Below are 19,430 nucleotides of genomic sequence, written 5' to 3' on the forward strand. Positions count from 1 at the left end.
TAGTTATGGCTGCTAAAAAAAACAATCAAACCAATACCGTAAAGGATATTAATTACTACAAAAAAAAATTCTGGAGAATTTTTGCCTATTCGCTTTTAGGCGTTCTGGCTTTCTTCTTATTTGCCTCTTGGGGATTTTTTGGTTCAATGCCTTCTTTTGAAGACTTAGAAAACCCAGATTCTAATTTGGCTACCGAAATTATTTCTTCAGATGGAGTTGTAATTGGTAAATATTTCAAAACTAACAGATCGCAGCTTAAATACTCCGATTTACCAAAAAGCTTAGTTGAAGCTTTAGTTGCTACAGAAGATGCTCGTTTTTACGAACATTCAGGAATTGACGGACGTGGAACTCTAAGAGCCGTTTCTAGTTTAGGAACAAACGGTGGAGCGAGTACATTAACGCAGCAGCTTGCAAAACAATTATTTCATGGCGAAGGTTCGAAGTTTCTTCCTTTTAGAATTGTACAAAAAATAAAAGAATGGATTATTGCCATTCGTTTGGAAAGACAATATACCAAGAATGAAATCCTTGCTATGTACTGCAACGTTTACGACTTTGGGAATTATTCTGTTGGAGTAAGTTCTGCAGCACAGACTTATTTCTCAAAAGATCCAAAAGATTTAACAATGGACGAATCAGCTATTTTGGTTGGAATGTTCAAAAACTCAGGATTATACAATCCGGTTAGAAATCCTGAAGGAGTTAAGAATCGTCGTAATGTTGTGCTTTCGCAGATGGCAAAAGCAAAAATGATTACTGAGGCTGAAAAAGAAAGATTACAGGCTTTACCAATCGCGTTGAAATTCAAATTAGAAAGCCACCGTGAAGGAACGGCAACATATTTTAGAGAATATCTTCGTGATTACATGAAAAAATGGGTTACTGAAAATAAAAAACCAGACGGATCTGATTATGATATTTACAAAGATGGTTTAAGAATTTACACTACCATCGATTCAAGAATGCAGCAATATGCAGAAGAGGCAGTTTCTGAGCATATGAAAAATTTGCAGCAGCAGTTTTTTATTGAAATGAAAAACAATAAAAATGCACCTTTCGTAAATATTACACAAGCAGAGACAGACAGAATCATGATGCAGGCAATGAAAAATTCTGTTCGCTGGGCGCAAATGAAAGAAATGGATAAAAGCGAAGATGATATTATTGCTTCTTTCAAAGTAAAAACAAGAATGCGTGTGTTTACCTGGAAAGGAGAACGCGATACAATTATGACACCGCTTGATTCTATTCGTTATTACAAACATTTCCTGCAGTCAGGATTAATGGCAATGGAACCTCAAACAGGAAATATTAAAGCCTGGGTTGGAGGAATCAATTACAAATATTTCCAATACGATCACGTAGGTCAGGGAGCAAGACAAGTAGGTTCTACATTCAAACCTTTTGTTTATGCAACGGCGATTGAAGAATTAAATATGTCTCCTTGCGACTCTATTCTTGACGGGCCATTTATGATTCATAAAGGACGCCACCACGTAACAGAAGACTGGGAACCAAGAAACTCTGACAACAGATACCGCGGAATGGTAACTTTAAAACAAGGTTTGGCAAACTCGATCAATACAGTTTCTGCAAAATTGATTGACAGAACTGGTCCTGAAGCCGTTGTAGATTTGACTAGAAAATTAGGTGTAAAAACTGAAATTCCGGTACAGCCTTCAATCGCATTAGGAGCTGTAGATATTACTGTTGAAGATATGGTTGCAGCTTACAGCACATTTGCAAATCAGGGAGTTTATGTAAAACCTCAGTTTTTAAGCCGAATTGAAAACAAAAGCGGCGAGGTTATTTACGAGCCAATTCCAGAATCTCACGACGTTTTAAATAAAGATATTGCCTTTGCAGTAATCAAATTATTAGAAGGTGTAACAGAAACCGGTTCTGGAGCACGTTTACGTACGCAGGGCGGAGGAAGCGGAGATAACCGCTGGACAGGATATCCATATATGTTCAAAAACCCAATTGCTGGTAAAACAGGAACAACACAAAACCAGTCAGACGGTTGGTTTATGGGAATGGTTCCAAACTTAGTAACCGGAGTTTGGGTAGGATGTGAAGACCGTTCAGCACGTTTCAAAAGCTTAACCTACGGACAAGGTGCAACTGCAGCGTTACCAGTTTGGGCTTATTTCATGAAACTTTGTTATAAAGATGAAAACCTTCAAATCTCAAAATCAGAATTTGAACGTCCGGCAAATCTTTCTATAAAAGTAGATTGTTACCAAAGACCAGCTGTTGTAAAAGATACAACAGAAACAGAGCAAAATACAGACGAATTTGAACTATAGTTTAAGTTTGGTTTTTTAAATAATAAATCCTCTTGTGATCTTCTAAGTATGGAAGAATACAAGAGGATTTTTTTTTGGAATACAATTTTTTTTGAGACGTCGTTATAAAACATGTTGCTTAACTCCGTTAGGAGTTAAATATCGGTAGCTGGCAGTAATGAAGATTTCGAAGGTGTCCCGTAGGGACTACATCTTTTCAGATTCCTGATAAACTTCACGTATAGTCCCTTCGGGCAATGTCATTAAGTTTAGGAAAAATCTATAACGCTATGGCGAATAAATCTCTCGCAAAGACGCCAAGTCGTAAAGGTTTTGTCATTTCGACCGAAGGGAGAAATCACACTAGAAACTCCTCATGCATAATCGCCAATCTTTGTCGAGTCTCGAGTGCGATTTCTCCCTTCGGTCGAAATGACAATATTGCGTTAAGGCTTTGAGAAATTAATTTTATTCTCTAAAAGCTTAACTTAATGACATTGCCCTTCGGGACAAAAAACACTACGACCAATAAATTTTCTACCGATATTTAATCTATACGAGATGTCTTTATATACAGCTAAAATAAAATTCATCAAAATGATTACGAAATCGATATAATTAAATCTAAAAATCTTATTTTTATCAAAAATATTACAGTAATAAAGACCATTTGTTATGATAACAAAAAAAGTTAATAATGTTCAGGATGCTATTGCAGGAATTGAAACCGGAATGACAGTTATGTTTGGCGGATTTGGTTTATGTGGAATTCCCGAAAATACAATTGCAGCATTGGTAAACACCCAAATTTCAGATTTAACTTGTATTTCAAACAATGCAGGTGTAGACAATTTTGGTTTAGGACTGCTTTTGCAGAAGAAACAGATCAAAAAAATGATTTCATCTTATGTAGGTGAAAATGCAGAGTTCGAGCGCCAAATGCTTTCGGGAGAATTGGAAGTTGAATTAACGCCACAAGGAACTTTGGCAGAAAGATGCCGCGCCGCTCAAGCCGGAATTCCTGCCTTTTTTACTCCAGCCGGTTACGGAACTGAAGTTGCCGAAGGAAAAGAAGTCCGTGAATTCAACGGTAAAATGCACATCATGGAAGAAGCTTTCAAAGCCGATTTCTCGATTGTAAAAGCATGGAAAGGTGACGAAGCCGGAAACCTAATTTTTAAAGGAACAGCCAGAAACTTTAATGCTTGTATGGCTGGTGCCGGAAAAATTACCATTGCCGAAGTTGAAGAACTAGTTCCCGTTGGAACTTTAGATCCAAATCAAATTCATATTCCGGGAATTATGGTACAGCGTATCTTTCAGGGAGAAAAGTTTGAAAAGAGAATTGAGCAGCGCACCGTAAGAGTAAAGAATTAGATAATCAGAAAATGTGATAATTAGATAATTATTTAGATTACGCAAAGTACATTATCTAATTTCCAAATTGACACATTAAAAGTATGGCACTTAGTAAAGAAGATATAGCGAAGAGAATCGCGAAAGAAGTTAAAGACCGATATTTTGTAAACCTTGGGATTGGGATTCCAACTTTGGTTGCAAATTATGTCAGAGAAGATATTGCTGTTGAATTTCAAAGTGAAAACGGAGTTTTGGGAATGGGACCTTTTCCTTTTGAAGGCGAAGAGGATGCGGATATTATTAATGCAGGAAAACAGACTATTACAACATTGCCGGGAGCCAGTTTTTTTGATTCGGCGTTTAGTTTTGGAATGATCCGCAGCCAGAAAGTAGATTTAACTATTTTAGGCGCAATGGAAGTTTCTGAAAACGGAGATATTGCCAATTGGAAAATTCCGGGAAAAATGGTAAAAGGAATGGGAGGCGCAATGGATTTAGTAGCTTCCGCCGAAAATATAATTGTTGCGATGATGCATGTGAACAAGGCAGGAGAATCTAAAATCTTAAAAAAATGTACTTTGCCATTAACTGGCGTAGGATGCGTCAAAAAGATTGTAACAGAACTTGCAGTTATCGAAGTAACAGAAAAAGGTTTTAAGCTCTTAGAACGAGCGCCAGGTATTTCAGTTGAGCATATTGTTGCTTCAACCGAAGCAGATTTGATAATTGAAGGCGAAATTCCCGAAATGGATATCTGATTTTAATCTTTCAACTAATTTATTAAAGTTGCTAGTTTAATAATTCAATAAATAAATCGGCTCTAAAAAAGTTTAGAGGCTGTCTCAAAAGTAAAATCAAGCTGTTGAGAATCGCGTAAATGGAAAATTTCTCCGATAGGTATCCGAATAAAAAAGAGGTTGTCTCGACTTTTGAGACAGCCTCATTTTTTCTGGCAGATTTTATTATTCTGCTGCCAATATTTAACTCCTAACGGAGTAACAAAAAAATATCTCGGAGAGATTACATATTGGTAGAAATCAGTTTATTCATGTCAATTTTGTCCCGTAGAGACTACACTTTATTAACTAGCAACTTGAATTAATTTATATAAAAGAGAATCTTTCATAATGAAGATTCTCTTTTTTTATAATTTTAGACCCAATAACAAGTAATCTTTTATTTAGATTTGCTGTGAACTAAAAACACGCACATTTGGAAAAGTTTGAAATAGATATTAAATGGGGAAGCTATTTTTTTATAGCAAATATGACCATTTCGATTATAATAGTGTCGTTAATGTGTTTAATTAATATTTACAGTTTAGTATATTTATCAGACTTTCTTATACCGCTTTTTATCGTTCAACTGATTTATTTTACTATTAAAGCTATCAGAGAAAACAATAAATATCATTTAAATAAAGGTTTTCGAAAGATTTTTATATTTGTCAGGCTTTTGGTTTTCTATTACTTATTGGCTATGTTTTCAAATACAACAACAAATGAGTCGAGTAGTTCTACTTTCTTCTTATTTCTTCCTTATAGAAAAAAGGATATTTCTGAATTAGTTGAAGATGATTCAAATAGAGATGATGAAATTACATTGAAAGAGTTTATCATTAGATTAAAAAGAAAGTTTTCCAGAGCATAATCAATTTGTACATATTAAGAATAAAAAAACCGCCCAAAAGGCGGTTTTTTTATTTCTATTTTGACCAATTTGAAGCCTTTTGTCTGTATTTCAGTACATTAAAAATAATTGATATATTAATTTTCGCACATATTTGTTGATAAATTCTTATGCTTTGTTATATAAAAGTTAAATTTACGTAAAAAATGTTGCATTTTATCGATTAACAGCAAATTTTACCGATTATCTAACAAAATTGAGATACTTTTATTTGAAATTCAAGTATTTACTTACTTTAATTGATTTTCGAAAATTATTTTAACCAAACCTAAAAACCCCCACTTATTATGAAAAAAAAATTACCAAAAATTATTGTGACCGCAATTGTTCTTAGTTTTTCTTTTTCTGCCTTTGCCCAAGTTCAAACAGACGACAAACGTGTCGGGCAGAAAAGTGTTTCAGAAAACGGACAGCCAAACTTAATTACGTTTAATGAGCTTTCGAATTACAAAAGTTCTGAATCACAAAAAGTTTTCAAAGAACAATTAGGTTTAAAAGATTCTCAATCCTTTACAAAAATTAAAACAGAATCTGATAAACAAGGTTATACACATGAGAAATTTCAACTGTATGAACAAGGAATTAAAGTAGAATTTGCCAATTATACTTTACATTCAAAAGATGGAAAATTAGTTTCGATGAACGGTGAGTATTACAACATCGAAAATGCGAAACTCTCTCCTTCACTTTCTGCACAAGATGCTTTTAATAAGGCATTGGGTTATACCCGTGCAGCAGAATATCTTTGGGATAAACCGCAAGATGCTGCAGAATTGGGTTACGAAAAACCTAAAGGAGAATTGGTTTTGCTTCCTGACATGGAACAGCAAGGTCAAAAAAGAGCTGGAGATAAAGTTCGTCTTGCCTATAAATTTGATATTTATGCCACAAAACCTTTAAGCCGTGGTGATCTTTATATTGATGCCGAAACAGGAAAAGCATTGTTTTATAATGCAACAATCAAACACTTAAATGATAATGTTCATGGAAGTAAATTTTCAGATACAGCTAAAAAGAATGAAACTGCATCAAAAATGGCATTTGTTGCAGCAAATGCAGCAACACGTTACAGCGGAACGCAGACAATACAAACTACTTTAAGCGGTTCATCTTATATTTTGCTAGATGGGACTCGCGGAACAGGGATTCAAACTTATAATTCTGCCAGAACTGCTACTTATCCAACAACAAACTTTACAGATGCTGATAATAACTGGACAGCAGCCGAATATAATAACACCAACAAAGACAATGGGGCACTCGATGCACATTGGGGAGCTGAAATGACTTATGATTATTGGTCATCTGTTCATGGAAGAAACAGTTTTGACAATGCCGGTGCAAAAATTAAAAGTTATGTTCATTATAATTTAATTGCAGCCGGATATTCAAGCAATAATAATGCATTCTGGAACGGAAGCGTAATGACTTACGGAGATGGAAGCGGTACAGGTGGATTTGATATTTTAACTTCACTTGATGTTGCCGGACATGAAATTGGTCATGCCGTATGTACTTATACAGCAAACTTAGCATACCAAAAAGAGTCTGGTGCCATGAACGAAGCTTTCTCTGATATCTGGGCGGCTTGTATTGAATATCATTCAGCACCAACAAAATCAATCTGGCTGGTGGGTGAAGATATTGAAAGAAGAAGCGGACACATTGCTTTACGTTCTATGAGTGATCCAAATGCAGAAGGACAGCCGGACACTTACGGAGGAACGAATTGGGTAAATGTAAACTGTACGCCAACTAGTAGTAACGATCAATGCGGAGTACACACAAACTCAGGTGTTTTAAATCACTGGTTTTATATCTTATCAGTAGGTAAATCAGGAACAAATGATCTTGGAAATGCTTATAATGTAACTGGAATCACTATCGATAAAGCTGAAAAAATTGCTTTTCGTTTAGAAGATTTTTACTTAGGAGCAAACTCAACTTATGCTAATGCAAGAACTTACGGAATACAGTCGGCTATTGATTTATACGGAGCTGGTTCTGCAGAAGTTATTGCAACTACAAATGCTTTTTATGCTATAGGTGTTGGTGCCGCATATTCCGGCTCTACTGATACAACTGCACCATCTGCGCCAACTGGTTTAGCAGCTTCTGGAACTACAGGGACAACTACAAATTTAACATGGACAGCTTCTACAGATAATGTTGCGGTTACAGGTTATGATATTTACCAAGGGACAACACTTAAAGGTTCTTCGACTACAACTTCATATACTGTAACTGGATTAACGGCTTTAACAGCTTATACTTTTAGTGTAAAAGCTAAAGATGCGGCCGGAAACATTTCAACTGCCAGTAATACAGTAAACGTAACAACAACTGCAGCTTCTGTAACATATTGTTCTTCTCAAGGAAACAGTGCAGCCGACGAAAGAATTGGTAAAGTTGTTTTTGGAACTATTAATAATACTTCAACAGGAACAACTGGTTATGAAAACTATACTGCTATTTCTACAAATGCAGCAAGAGGAACTGCTTATACTATTACAATAACGCCAAGCTGGACATCGACAATTTATAACGAAGGTTATGGAGTATTCATCGATTATAACCAAGACGGAGATTTTTCAGATTCTGGAGAAACAGTGTGGACTAAAACTGCATCAAAAACGACTCCGGTAACAGGAACAATTACAATTCCTGCTACAGCTGCTTTAGGAACAACAAGATTAAGAATTTCTATGAAATACAATGGGGTTCCAACATCTTGTGAAGGCTTCTCTTATGGACAAGTTGAAGATTACTCTATAAACATTACAGCTTCTGGAACAGTTGCTGCAGAAGAAATTGCTGCAGGATTAATTGAAACTACTGAAGCATCTGGACTTACAGTATATCCTAATCCGGTTGAAAGCCAATTAAACGTTTCACTTTCAGAAGAAAAAGGTTATTCATATAAAATCTTAAATACATTAGGGCAACAGCTTGGTTCAGGACAAGTTGCAGGTTCAATAGATGTAAGTAAGTTAAGCACAGGAATTTATCTTATCGAATTAAATAACGGTGATAAGAAAATTGTGAAGAAATTTGCTAAAAAATAAAAATCCGAATTAGTAGATAAGAAGCCTCGCAGTTTGCGGGGCTTTTTTCTTTTTTTAACCGAAAAGTTCGCAGAGATTTTTAACGCAAAGTTCGCTAAGGTTTTTTGCAAAGTCCGCGGGGCTTTTTTAATCTCGAAAAGCCGCAGTCCAGAAGCTTCGGGAGCAAAGTTTAATATTTAAAATTCAATAGCGTCCAGCTTTAGCTGGATGTAAAGTAAGCAAAGTAAAAAGGGCTTTAGCCAAACATAACCGTTTGGCTAAAGCCCTTTTGTGTGTAAATCTTATACTTCCTCCAGCTAAAGCAGGTGCCAATTAATAAACTTTGCGATTAAGCTTTGCGAGATTCTTTCATACAGAAATAAAAACCTTAGCGCTTTTTGCGGTTAAACACCTACAAACTAAAACTCATTCTTCCAAAATAATAAGCCCCCGTAGTTCCCATTTGAACCGGTGCATATTTAAACACTCCAAAATAACTGTTCTCGTAGATTTGTTTATCCGGGAAAACATCAAATAAATTGTTCGCACCCAAAGAAATCTGAACTTTTGGAGTTATTTTGTATGCAAGAGTCAAGTCTGTAACCACTTTCCCGTTGTGTTTCTGGATTCCTCCAAAAGGGAAGCCGTCACGAATAACTTCTCCAAAATAAGTATTTCTCAATAAAAAGTTCCATTTGTCGATATTGTAATTTACAGCAAAAGTCCCCTTGTGTTTAGGAGTATTCGATTCGATCAAACTTCTTTCCTGCGGCCCGTAATACACATCTTCCTGACCATTAAATATCGACGGAATATTGTTTAATTGATTATCAACCTGATTGTTGTTGTAATTGTATAATAATGAAAGATTCAATTTACCACGTCCCGCATTTAAATCATAATCAATAACCACATCAAGACCGTTTGTAGTAGTATTAATTGCATTTGTAAAGAAACGCCCCGTTTGCGCACCATATTGAGCAAACAAATCACGAAGTTCAGGAACTGGGTCTCCGTAAGCATCATTTCCTAAATTTCCGGTCAAAATAATTCTGTTATCAATTCTAATGTGGTAATAATCAGCCGTAATATGCAATTGTTTTGTTGGAGAAAAAACAACCCCAAAACTATAATTTCTTGAAGTCTCTTCTTTCAATTTCGGAATTCCAAGCTGTTTCGCTACATCGCTGTCATTTCTAAAAATACCCGAATTCAAAAGTTCCCCGTCAACAACATCCGTTGCAATATTATTAAAATATTGCTGATGTAAAGAAGGCGCTCTAAAACCAGAACTAATAGCGCCACGAACAAAAAGATTTTCCAGAATTTTATATCTCAGCGATAATTTTCCATTAATCGTATTTCCAAAATCAGTATAATCTTCATAACGCCCAGCAATTCCAACTAAAAATTTATCTGTAATATCTGCTTCAACATCAGCATAAACACCCACACTGTTTCTATCTTCGTTCACTTCATTCAAAGGAGAAAATCCGGGAAAGGATTGTGCGCCGCCGTCGATATAAGAAGCCTCTTCACCAGGAACAATTTTGTATTTCTCAAAACGATATTCAGCACCAAAAGCAACATTCAATCCGTTGAAAATATCTTTATACAATCTCGAAATATCGGCATTTACAGTATTTTGAAGAAAAGAATGATTTCCCGCTTTAAATTCTGTCGGGCTTGCATCGCCTAAAGAAAAATTGTTTGTGTTTGATACCTCATAAACAAATTTATTTTCACCGATAGTATTGCTCAAGTCCAGTTTCCATTCGCCAAATTTAAATTTGAAACCAAAAGAAGAAGAAAGATCTGTAACAACAGAGTTTAATTCAGGCTGAAAACCAAAAGGGAAAATTGAAGCCACAACACTTTCTGTTTCACTTGGTAAACGTCTAAACCCGTAACCCGTTCCTTTTCTGTGGCTCACACCTCCGGAAGCATAAAACTCAATTTGATCGTTTAATGGAATCGAAGCATTAAAGAAACCTTGTAAATTTTGGATTTTAGCATCACCAATCTGGAAATTGAAATCATCACGTTTTAAACCATTTTGAGCTAATAAATTATCATCAAACTGACGAGATGCTGCAGGATCGTTTGCAAAATCATAAGAAGTTGTACCAGGGCCATTGCCTATAGAAGTTTGATCAAAAATAATCAAAGTGTTATTTTGAGAACGATTTGTTTTCTGACGGTCATTAAATTCACCAGTAAAGTTTATAAAACCACCTTTATTACCAATTTTTGTTCCGTAATTCAGGTTTAAATTGGTAGTTTGTCCGTCATCTCTCGATGTTGAACCATAAGTAGCATTTGCTTCTAAACCCGCATTATCTTTTAAAACCAAATTTATAACACCTGCAATAGCATCAGAACCATATTGCGCTGCCGCTCCATCACGCAAAACTTCAATTCGTTTAATTGCCGAAGCAGGAATTGCACTTAAATCTGTACCTACAGAACCATTTCCAACCGTATTTTGATAGTTTACCAATGAAGTTGTGTGTCTTCTTTTCCCATTAATTAAAACCAAAACCTGATCTGGGCCTAAACCTCTTAAAGAAGCCGGATCAATATGTTCTGTTCCATCTGCAGAAGATTGTCTGTTTGAATTAAAAGACGGAATCAAATAAGTTAAAATATCATTTGTTGTAGTCTGAGGTGTTGTGTTTCTAATTTTCGCCAGATTTACAACATCAACAGGAACTGCAGTTTCCAGTTTGCTTTTCTTTGGGTTTCTGCTTCCAACAACCACAATTTCATCTAAACTATTATTTTCTAAAACCAGCTGAATATCTACAAAATGATCTTTTGCCACAATTTCTCTGGTTTGATAGCCAAATAGCGATATAATAAGTGTTGGGTTATTTGTTGAAGATTTAATTTTAAATTTCCCCAGCGCATCGCTCGTAGTACTTATTTGAGAACCTTTTACAAGAATTGTTGCAAATTCTAACGGAATTCCTGTTTCGGTTGTAATGGTTCCGTTAATTTCTTGATTTTGGGCAAAAAATAAACTACTCGACAAAGTAAGAACGAGAGTTATGATCAGTTTTAGTTTTTTTCTCATAATAAAATGGTTTTATAATAAAAGGAATGCAAAAATAAATTACCTACTATTTATATAGGATAAAGAATAAAATGCAAATGTAATTGTAAAAAACTAAAATCAATTTATATAATCTTGTTTTTTATAAGTTAGTCATATCATTTTTTGATTTTAATGAAATATCTTTGCGTAAATTTAAAAAGAGAAAAAATGAAATTAAAAGTATTACTTTTTTTGCTTGCTATAACATTTAATGGCTTTTCGCAAAATAATGTATTGGTTTTTCAATCAGATTTTGGTTTGAAAGATGGAGCAGTTTCTGCTATGAAAGGTGTTGCAATGGGTGTTTCGACTGATTTGAAAATATTTGACTTAACACATGAAATCCCGGCTTTTAATATTTGGGAAGCAGCATATCGTTTGTCGCAGACAGCGCAGTATTACCCAGCAGGAACTGTTTTTGTATCAGTTTGTGATCCGGGAGTTGGTACCGCAAGACACTCTGTAGTTTTATTGACAAAATCCGGGCATTATTTTGTAACTCCGGATAACGGAACTTTGACTCTAATTGCAGAACAATTAGGAATTCAGGAAGTTCGTGAAATTGATGAGGTAAAAAACCGTCGCCAGAATTCAAATGAATCCTATACGTTTCACGGACGTGATGTATATGCTTTTACCGGAGCGCGTTTAGCATCAAAAACGATTACTTTTGAAGAAGTTGGACCAAAATTACCAAGTGAAGTAGTTAAAATTGATTACCAAAAACCAGTATTTGAAAACGGCGTTATAAAAGGCGGAATTCCAATTCTGGATATTCAATACGGAAATGTTTGGACAAATATTGACAAAAAGACTTTTGCTAATCTTGGTTTGAAAGCAGGAGATTTTGTTAAAATCCAGATTTTCAACGGAACTAAAAAAGCTTACGAAGGAAAACTAAAATTAGTAAATACTTTTGGAGAAGTTCCGGCAGGAACAGACGTTACGTATTTTAACAGCCTTTTAAATTTTTCACTAGCTGTAAATCAAGGCAGTTTCTCGGTAAAGCATAAAATTTACAGCGGAGCAGACTGGAGTATTTTACTAAGTAAATAAGTTTAAGTCATCTTAATATAAAAAAGAAAAAACCGCCCAATTGAGCGGTTTTTTTTATAAAACTTTGCGAATCTGCATCTTAGCGAGATTAAAACGACAAACTTAGCGTAAATCTTTGTGGTTAAAAAAACTAGTTCAAATTGAAAGAAGCTCCTAAACTAAAAGTAACCTGATTGTTTAAATGATCAAATACATCATTCTCGTTACTATATTTTGCAATTGGAAAGCCAAGTTCTGTAAACACACCAAATCCGTCAGTAAAGAAGTAACGTCCGCCAATGTGTCCTCCAAAGTTGCGTAAACCTAAACTTAAACCAGGATAAACATCTAACTGCTCAACCCCAATAACACTGCTTAAATTAGCATTAATTCTTGCTTTTGCATCAAAACGATCCTGAAATTCTGGCTTGTGATCAGTGTAGTAAGTTGGGCCTCCGTGGTAGAAACCATTGTAATTATCTACTCCAAGTAAATAACTGGAAACAAATCCAAAAGAGAAATTTTCTCCTAAACCAAAATCAATAGATCCCTGAATTCCTGAACCTCCATCTTGTAGATTAGCACCTACGTTTACTCTCATATCGCCTTTGCCGGTAAAAGCTTTCTGCGCATGAATAAATCCGAACGATACCAAAAACAATAATGTGATAACTTTTTTCATAAACTTAAATATTAATTATTTTGCTGTGCAAATTTAATTTTTTATATCTCAATTCCTACCTTTTTCGTTAGAATACAATTCATTTAATGGTTCGCTTTGCCAGAATTTTTTCGTATCTATATCCATGATAGTTAAAGGGCCTTTAAAAGCTGCTCCTGTATCAACATTCCATACACAGGCTTTGTTTATAGGCACCGTTTCTCCAATTCTGGTAACAGGAGTATGGCCAATATAAATTTCTTTATAAATCGTAAAACGTTTTGGATAATATAAATCATCCGGTTTTAAATTTGGATCTAAAGCTAATGCAGATTCCCAAAGTGTTCTGTCCCAATAAAATAATTTTGGAAAGTATTCCCAGACAACACCATTTAAATTGGTAAATCCTGCGTGAACAAAAAGGCGGGTTTCATCATCGAGATAATAATCTTTCAGTGATTCAAAAAAGGCGATATGTTCTTTTTTTCTTTCCGGAGAAATTTTAGAATACCCTTCAACAGTGGCTTTTCCGCCATGTTTATACCACATTTCTTCATCTAAATCTTCATGTCTGTTTTCCAGCCAGTCTAAAGCCAGCTGATCATGATTTCCTCTAATGCAAATACAGTTTTGTTTAGTTTTAAGGTCAATTAAAAAATCAATAACTTCTGCCGACTGGCTCCAGCCGTCAACATAATCGCCTAAAAATATAAGAGTATCTCGTGTAGTAACTTCGGCTCTTTTCAACACTTGTTCAAGTGCGAGTAATCCTCCATGTATGTCGCCTATAACAAATGTTCGCATTTTTTAAAATTTCGAGTAAACTACAAAAATAAATAAAATGATTTGTTTAGGATCATTTAGTTGTTAATCTTTAAAAATTGATACTATTTATAACTATTGGCAGCGTTCTTTTTATTGCTTTACTGTTTAAATTTGCATAATGTCAGATGTGCCAACATATCGAAAAATAATCCATATTGATATGGATGCTTTTTATGCTTCGGTAGAGCAGATGGATAATCCTGCTCTACGCGGGAAACCTGTTGCTGTTGGAGGTTCAGAAAATAGAGGAGTAGTTTCAGCAGCAAGTTACGAAGCCAGGAAATTTGGTGTACGCAGTGCCATAAGCGGTGTTTTGGCGAAAAAATATTGTCCTGAAATTATCTTTGTGCGACCTAGATTTGACCGATATAAAGAGATTTCTTCTAAAATCCATAAAATCTTTCACGAATACACAGATTTAGTTGAGCCGCTTTCGCTCGATGAAGCTTATCTCGATGTAACCCAAAATAAAAAAGGAAATCCAAGTGCCAGTTTATTAGCGAAGGAAATCAGACTCCGGATTTTAAATGAAGTTGGATTGACAGCTTCGGCAGGAATATCTGTAAATAAGTTTGTGGCCAAAATTGCCAGTGATGTCAATAAACCAAACGGACAAAAAACGGTAAATCCAGACGAAATTATACCTTTTCTGGAAGAATTGCCAATTCGAAAGTTCTATGGAGTTGGTAAAGTTACTACTGAAAAAATGTACCAGCTCGGAATTTTTACCGGACTGGACCTTAAAGGTAAATCGCTGGAATTTCTGGAAAAACATTTCGGGAAATCCGGAGCTTTTTATTATAAAGTAGTCCGCGGAATTCATAACAGCGAAGTAAAGTCATATCGAATTACTAAATCTGTAGCTGCAGAACATACTTTTGATGTTAATTTATCTTCAGAAATCTTCATGCTTGAACAGTTGGAAAGAATTGCTGTTTCATTAGAAAAGCGACTAAAAAAACACAATATTTCGGGTAAAACAGTTACACTAAAAATCAAATACAGCGACTTTACCCAGCAGACAAGAAGTAAAACATTACCGTATTTTATTTCAGATAAAAGTTTGATTATGGAGATTGTAGAAGAACTGCTGTATCAGGAAAAAATGAAAGATTCTGTTCGATTGCTTGGAATTTCGCTCAACAACCTGAATAACGAAGAAAAAAAGGCCGTTGTGGTACAATTAAAGTTTGCATTTTAATTTTAGTAAAAATTTACTAAATGAGGTTTTCCCGTAATTTATTTTGTAACTTTAGTTGTAAGTTTGAGAGAAAGGATTTCTAAAATTCATTTAATATGAAAAAGAATAGCTCTGAAGAATCAACAAACCGGACTTGGGTGCCTATTTTGGCCTTAGATCTTCATTATGAGTATTTAAATGAATTGAAGGCCTTTTTTGCCGATATGAAAAAGGTAAATAAAATCTCAAGTCAATTTACCTGGAACGATAAAAACCTTAAAATCGAGGAACGAATTAAAGACGAAGTAGTTCTTATTACCGATTTAGATTTAAAAATCGTCTTTGCATCAAACAGAATCAAGAGAATGACAGGATATTATGAGGAAGAAGTTTTAGGCAGAACACCTAAAATGTTTCAGGGTCCGGCGACTTGTAAAACTGTTTTGAAAGAAATTCAAGAAGCAATAAAATTGAAAGAACCTTTTAAGAAAACAATCCAAAACTATAAAAAAGACGGCAGAACTTATAAATGCAGTGTCGATGCAACTCCAATTTATAATTTGAAAGGAGAGATATCGCATTTTATAGCTTTTGAAAAAGAAGATAAAAGCGCTTAGTTTTTTAATGCCACAAAGGCACTAAGACACAAAGAAATTTTTAAGTAAGACATAAATAAAAACCGCCTCATTGGGCGGTTTTTATTTTAAGAAATCTTACTGTCTTAGTGCCTTTGTGGCAAAAACTTATAAATTTTCAAAGAAATCATTTCCTTTATCATCAGTAATAATAAAAGCAGGGAAATCTTTTACGGTGATTTTACGAACGGCTTCCATTCCTAATTCTTCAAAATCAACAACTTCAACTTTTAGTATATTATCTTGCGCTAAAATAGCCGCTGGACCTCCAATAGAGCCTAAATAGAATCCGCCATATTTGCTGCAGGCATCTGTAACTTGTTTAGTACGGTTTCCTTTGGCAAGCATAATCATACTTCCGCCATGTTTTTGGAATTCATCTACATAAACGTCCATACGTCCGGCAGTTGTTGGTCCAAAACTTCCTGAAGCCATTCCTTCCGGAGTTTTTGCCGGCCCTGCATAATATACCGGATGGTTTTTAAAGTATTCCGGCATTGGTTTTCCGGCATCTAATAATTCTTTAATTTTTGCGTGTGCAATGTCACGGGCAACAATTACAGTTCCGTTTAGCTTTAAACGTGTTTTAATAGGATATTGAGATAGTTTAGCCAAAATATCTGCCATTGGCTGATCTAAATCAATTTCAACCGGAGCTTCTAAATGCGGAGCTGTTTCTGGTAAAAATTGTTTTGGATTTACTTCTAACTGCTCAACAAAGATTCCGTCTTTTGTAATTTTTCCTTTGATATTTCTGTCGGCAGAACAAGAAACTCCTAATCCAACCGGACATGAAGCAGCGTGGCGAGGTAAACGAATTACACGAACATCATGTGTGAAATATTTTCCTCCAAACTGAGCTCCAATTTCACTTTCCTGACAGATTTTTTGAACTCGTGCTTCCCATTCTAAATCACGAAATGCCTGACCTGCCATATTTCCAGAAGTCGGCAAATGATCATAATATCCTGCAGATGCTTTTTTAACAGCACTTAAGTTTGCTTCCGCAGAAGTTCCCCCAATAACCAAAGCCAAGTGATAAGGAGGACAAGCCGAAGTTCCTAAATCTTTAATTTTTGCTCTTACAAAAGCATCCATAGACTTATCGTTTAATAGCGATTTGGTCTGTTGATACAAGTAAGTTTTATTTGCAGAACCACCACCTTTTGCCATAAAAAGAAAATCATAAGAAGTTCCTTTTTTAGCATAAATATCAATTTGCGCCGGAAGGTTCGATCCTGAATTTTTTTCTTCAAACATCGAAATTGGCACAATTTGAGAATAACGTAAATTACGTTTTTGGTACGTATTGAAAATTCCTTTACTTAACCATTCAGCATCATCAACACCCGTAAAGATACTTTCGCCTTTTTTTGCCATTACAATTGCTGTTCCCGTATCCTGACAGCTTGGTAATTGACCTTCGGCAGCAACCGAAGCATTTTGAAGTAAATTGTAAGCTACAAAACGATCATTGTCTGTTGCTTCAGGATCATCAAGAATGTTTCTTAGTTTTTGCAAATGTGTCGTTCTAAGCATGAACGAAACATCGGTTAAGGCTTCTTCAGCCAGTAATTCTAGACCTTTTGGATCAACGGTTAAAATCTCGCGTTCTCCAAATTGTTCCACTTTTACAAAATCAGAAGTAATTTTGCGGTACTGCGTATCATCCTTTAAAATTGGGTAAGGATCTTGGTATATAAAATCAATCATTTCTTTGTTTTTTACAAAGTTAGAAATTATTTATCTAAGAAAGAATTTGAATAAGGGGCTTGTACGTGCTTATTATATTTAAACTGGACTGAAGTCCAGCCCTACAATATGGTTCGAGCCGTTGGCTCTTTTTTTTCCAGTTCTGGAAGAACTGTCTATTTTGTAGGCTTGGACTTCAGTCCATTTGTATAACATCAAGCATGATGATAATTTCACATAAAGTTCCGCAGGAACGATTCATATTGTAGGGCTGGACTTCAGTCCAGTTTAGATCGATGTGGTATGGTTTAGAATTATATTAAATTTTCAAAAATGCATCTTTCATCAAATTTAGCATCACGTTTATTTAAAAATGAGGAATATTCATCTTTGAAAGTTTGTTTTTTATGATGTTCTTCTTGATTGGCAATATATTTATAAACAGCATCAATGTGAGATTTACTATATGAAAATACACCATAACCTTCCTGCCATTCAAATTTGTATTTTGTCAGTTTATTATCATTGATGTATTTTGAAGATTTGCCTTTTACAACTTTCATCAAATCCGAAACAGAAACAGTTGGTTTAAGAGCTAGAAGACAATGAACATGATCTTCAGTTCCATTTACTATTATAGTTTTACAGCCAGTTTCATTTATTAGATTTCCTATTACGCTTAATATTTTAGATTTGCAATCATTTGTAATTAGTGCTTCTCTATACTTAACTGCAAAAACTGCTTGGATATAAACTTGATGAAAGGTGTTTGACATTTTATATTATTAACGGTTGTAATTTTTATAAAAATATAAATTTTCTTACAAAAAAAATCAAACCTTTCATTTATATATTTGAACTGGACTGAAGTCCAGCCCTACAAAATGAATCGTTCCTGCGGAACTTTATATCCATTATCTTGTTTGCACAACTAAAAAAGAGCCAACGGCTCGATCAATATTGTAGAGCTGGACTTCAGTCCAGTTTTTGTGTGTTTAATCTTGCCGGTGAAACTCGTTAAAAGTCATTTTCTTTTCAAAATAAGGTTTGTCTTTTGCCGACAGTAATTTCTTTTTCCAATGATTTCCTTTTAGTGAAAATGAAGTCGAGTCAGAATAAGTTACAATTCCCGAATCTTCAGAATCGTCGTCTGTTGGACCATAAGAAACAATTTTGCAGTAAAAATTCTCAGGATCTTTTCCCGAAACATCCCCCATAAATTCTGTCCAGGTTCCCCAGCCGCTGTCTGACATGGATTGCCATTGATGTACAAGCTGTAAATTACCTTTTTTGAAATAATAGAGATAGTTTTCGTACGTATATCCACAAGCCGGATATCCGAAATCAATTTTTATAAAAGAAGAATTTTTATCTGAAGAATATGTCAATCCGTTAGATCCGCTCCATTCAGAACCTTTTTCGTAATTTCTAATACTAACTTTTGAAGATGCTGCTTTGTTTTTATTCCGATAAAAGTCAAGTCTGAATTTTGAAGTAATAACGCTGTCTTTGTCTGCTTTTTGATCGATAAGATTGGCTAAGATATGAGTCACTTCAGCATCTTTTTCGTTTGAAAGAAGAATTGTGTCTGTTTTTAGGGAGCGTTCTTCGGCTTCTTTTGTATCTGCAACAGCTATTTCTGGAATTTGCGTATGATTTAAATCAGCTGTTTGAGCTGTCTTTTGTTCTTTTTGACAGCTTGTAAAAACTAATAGAATGAAAAGATATTTCAATTTCATTAATTATATTTTTGATTTGTTAGATGAATATAAAAAGAAGAAAATAAAAGCGATTATTACAAATCCAATTATCTCATTGTCTTCTTTTGCAACTTCACTCATTGGCTTTTTTCCTCCATAATAAATCCATTTAAGACCATTTCCAATAAGCAAACAGATTAATTTTGATACATGCCACATAAT

15 protein-coding genes are annotated in these 19,430 nt (G+C 34.8%); 8 read left to right on the forward strand and 7 right to left on the reverse strand.

Going from position 1 to position 19,430, the window contains the following annotated elements:
- Window positions 1-5 precede the first annotated feature (5 nt).
- The 5 genes from LUU93_RS07625 to LUU93_RS07645 all read left to right on the forward strand — a co-directional run bounded on the left by LUU93_RS07625 (window position 6) and on the right by LUU93_RS07645 (window position 8,404).
- Complete coding sequence (locus tag LUU93_RS07625; protein WP_232679930.1) at window positions 6-2,312, forward strand: penicillin-binding protein 1A; 2,307 nt, start codon at window positions 6-8, stop codon at window positions 2,310-2,312.
- A 654-nt stretch (window positions 2,313-2,966) separates the two neighbouring features.
- The gene (locus LUU93_RS07630; protein ID WP_232679932.1) at window positions 2,967-3,668 is read left to right on the forward strand and encodes a CoA transferase subunit A; all 702 of its coding nucleotides are present in this window, start codon (window positions 2,967-2,969) and stop codon (window positions 3,666-3,668) included.
- An 83-nt stretch (window positions 3,669-3,751) separates the two neighbouring features.
- Window positions 3,752-4,408, forward strand: coding sequence for a CoA transferase subunit B (locus tag LUU93_RS07635; protein ID WP_232679934.1), 657 nt, complete (start codon window positions 3,752-3,754; stop codon window positions 4,406-4,408).
- Between the two features lie 454 nt (window positions 4,409-4,862).
- Complete coding sequence (locus tag LUU93_RS07640) at window positions 4,863-5,300, forward strand: hypothetical protein (RefSeq protein ID WP_232679937.1); 438 nt, start codon at window positions 4,863-4,865, stop codon at window positions 5,298-5,300.
- Between the two features lie 326 nt (window positions 5,301-5,626).
- Complete coding sequence (locus LUU93_RS07645) at window positions 5,627-8,404, forward strand: M4 family metallopeptidase (RefSeq protein WP_232679939.1); 2,778 nt, start codon at window positions 5,627-5,629, stop codon at window positions 8,402-8,404.
- Window positions 8,405-8,795: 391 nt separating this feature from the next.
- Here the strand turns inward: LUU93_RS07645 and LUU93_RS07650 are convergent, their stop codons facing one another.
- Window positions 8,796-11,459 carry a TonB-dependent receptor gene (locus LUU93_RS07650; protein ID WP_232679942.1) on the reverse strand — a complete coding sequence of 888 codons (2,664 nt, stop codon included), beginning with the start codon at window positions 11,457-11,459 and terminating at the stop codon, window positions 8,796-8,798.
- A gap of 189 nt (window positions 11,460-11,648) precedes the next feature.
- Between LUU93_RS07650 and LUU93_RS07655 the strand changes: the two genes are divergently transcribed.
- The gene (locus LUU93_RS07655; RefSeq protein WP_232679944.1) at window positions 11,649-12,536 is read left to right on the forward strand and encodes an SAM hydrolase/SAM-dependent halogenase family protein; all 888 of its coding nucleotides are present in this window, start codon (window positions 11,649-11,651) and stop codon (window positions 12,534-12,536) included.
- A 130-nt stretch (window positions 12,537-12,666) separates the two neighbouring features.
- Here LUU93_RS07655 and LUU93_RS07660 read toward each other — a convergent pair whose 3' ends face one another.
- Together LUU93_RS07660 and LUU93_RS07665 are read right to left on the reverse strand one after the other, a co-directional pair.
- On the reverse strand, window positions 12,667-13,197 hold the full coding sequence (locus LUU93_RS07660) for a DUF6646 family protein (protein ID WP_232679946.1): 531 nt from the start codon (window positions 13,195-13,197) through the stop codon (window positions 12,667-12,669).
- 48 nt (window positions 13,198-13,245) lie between these two features.
- The gene (locus LUU93_RS07665) at window positions 13,246-13,980 is read right to left on the reverse strand and encodes a metallophosphoesterase family protein (protein WP_232679948.1); all 735 of its coding nucleotides are present in this window, start codon (window positions 13,978-13,980) and stop codon (window positions 13,246-13,248) included.
- A 139-nt stretch (window positions 13,981-14,119) separates the two neighbouring features.
- Between LUU93_RS07665 and dinB the strand changes: the two genes are divergently transcribed.
- Both dinB and LUU93_RS07675 read left to right on the forward strand, forming a co-directional pair.
- Entirely contained in the window at window positions 14,120-15,202 is a 1,083-nt protein-coding gene (gene dinB, locus LUU93_RS07670) for a DNA polymerase IV (protein WP_232679950.1), read from the forward strand.
- Between the two features lie 95 nt (window positions 15,203-15,297).
- Window positions 15,298-15,798 carry a PAS domain-containing protein gene (locus tag LUU93_RS07675; RefSeq protein WP_232679953.1) on the forward strand — a complete coding sequence of 167 codons (501 nt, stop codon included), beginning with the start codon at window positions 15,298-15,300 and terminating at the stop codon, window positions 15,796-15,798.
- 126 nt (window positions 15,799-15,924) lie between these two features.
- Here LUU93_RS07675 and LUU93_RS07680 read toward each other — a convergent pair whose 3' ends face one another.
- The 4 genes from LUU93_RS07680 to LUU93_RS07695 all read right to left on the reverse strand — a co-directional run bounded on the left by LUU93_RS07680 (window position 15,925) and on the right by LUU93_RS07695 (window position 19,427).
- Window positions 15,925-17,529 carry a fumarate hydratase gene (locus LUU93_RS07680; protein ID WP_232679955.1) on the reverse strand — a complete coding sequence of 535 codons (1,605 nt, stop codon included), beginning with the start codon at window positions 17,527-17,529 and terminating at the stop codon, window positions 15,925-15,927.
- Window positions 17,530-17,822: 293 nt separating this feature from the next.
- Window positions 17,823-18,284 carry an IS200/IS605 family transposase gene (gene tnpA / locus LUU93_RS07685; RefSeq protein ID WP_232679957.1) on the reverse strand — a complete coding sequence of 154 codons (462 nt, stop codon included), beginning with the start codon at window positions 18,282-18,284 and terminating at the stop codon, window positions 17,823-17,825.
- Window positions 18,285-18,503: 219 nt separating this feature from the next.
- Complete coding sequence (locus LUU93_RS07690) at window positions 18,504-19,247, reverse strand: hypothetical protein (protein ID WP_232679959.1); 744 nt, start codon at window positions 19,245-19,247, stop codon at window positions 18,504-18,506.
- Window positions 19,248-19,250: 3 nt separating this feature from the next.
- Complete coding sequence (locus LUU93_RS07695) at window positions 19,251-19,427, reverse strand: hypothetical protein (protein WP_232679961.1); 177 nt, start codon at window positions 19,425-19,427, stop codon at window positions 19,251-19,253.
- Window positions 19,428-19,430 lie beyond the last annotated feature (3 nt).

The sequence above is a fragment of the Flavobacterium soyae genome (genome assembly GCF_021245985.1).
Classification (GTDB): Bacteria; Bacteroidota; Bacteroidia; order Flavobacteriales; family Flavobacteriaceae; genus Flavobacterium; species Flavobacterium soyae.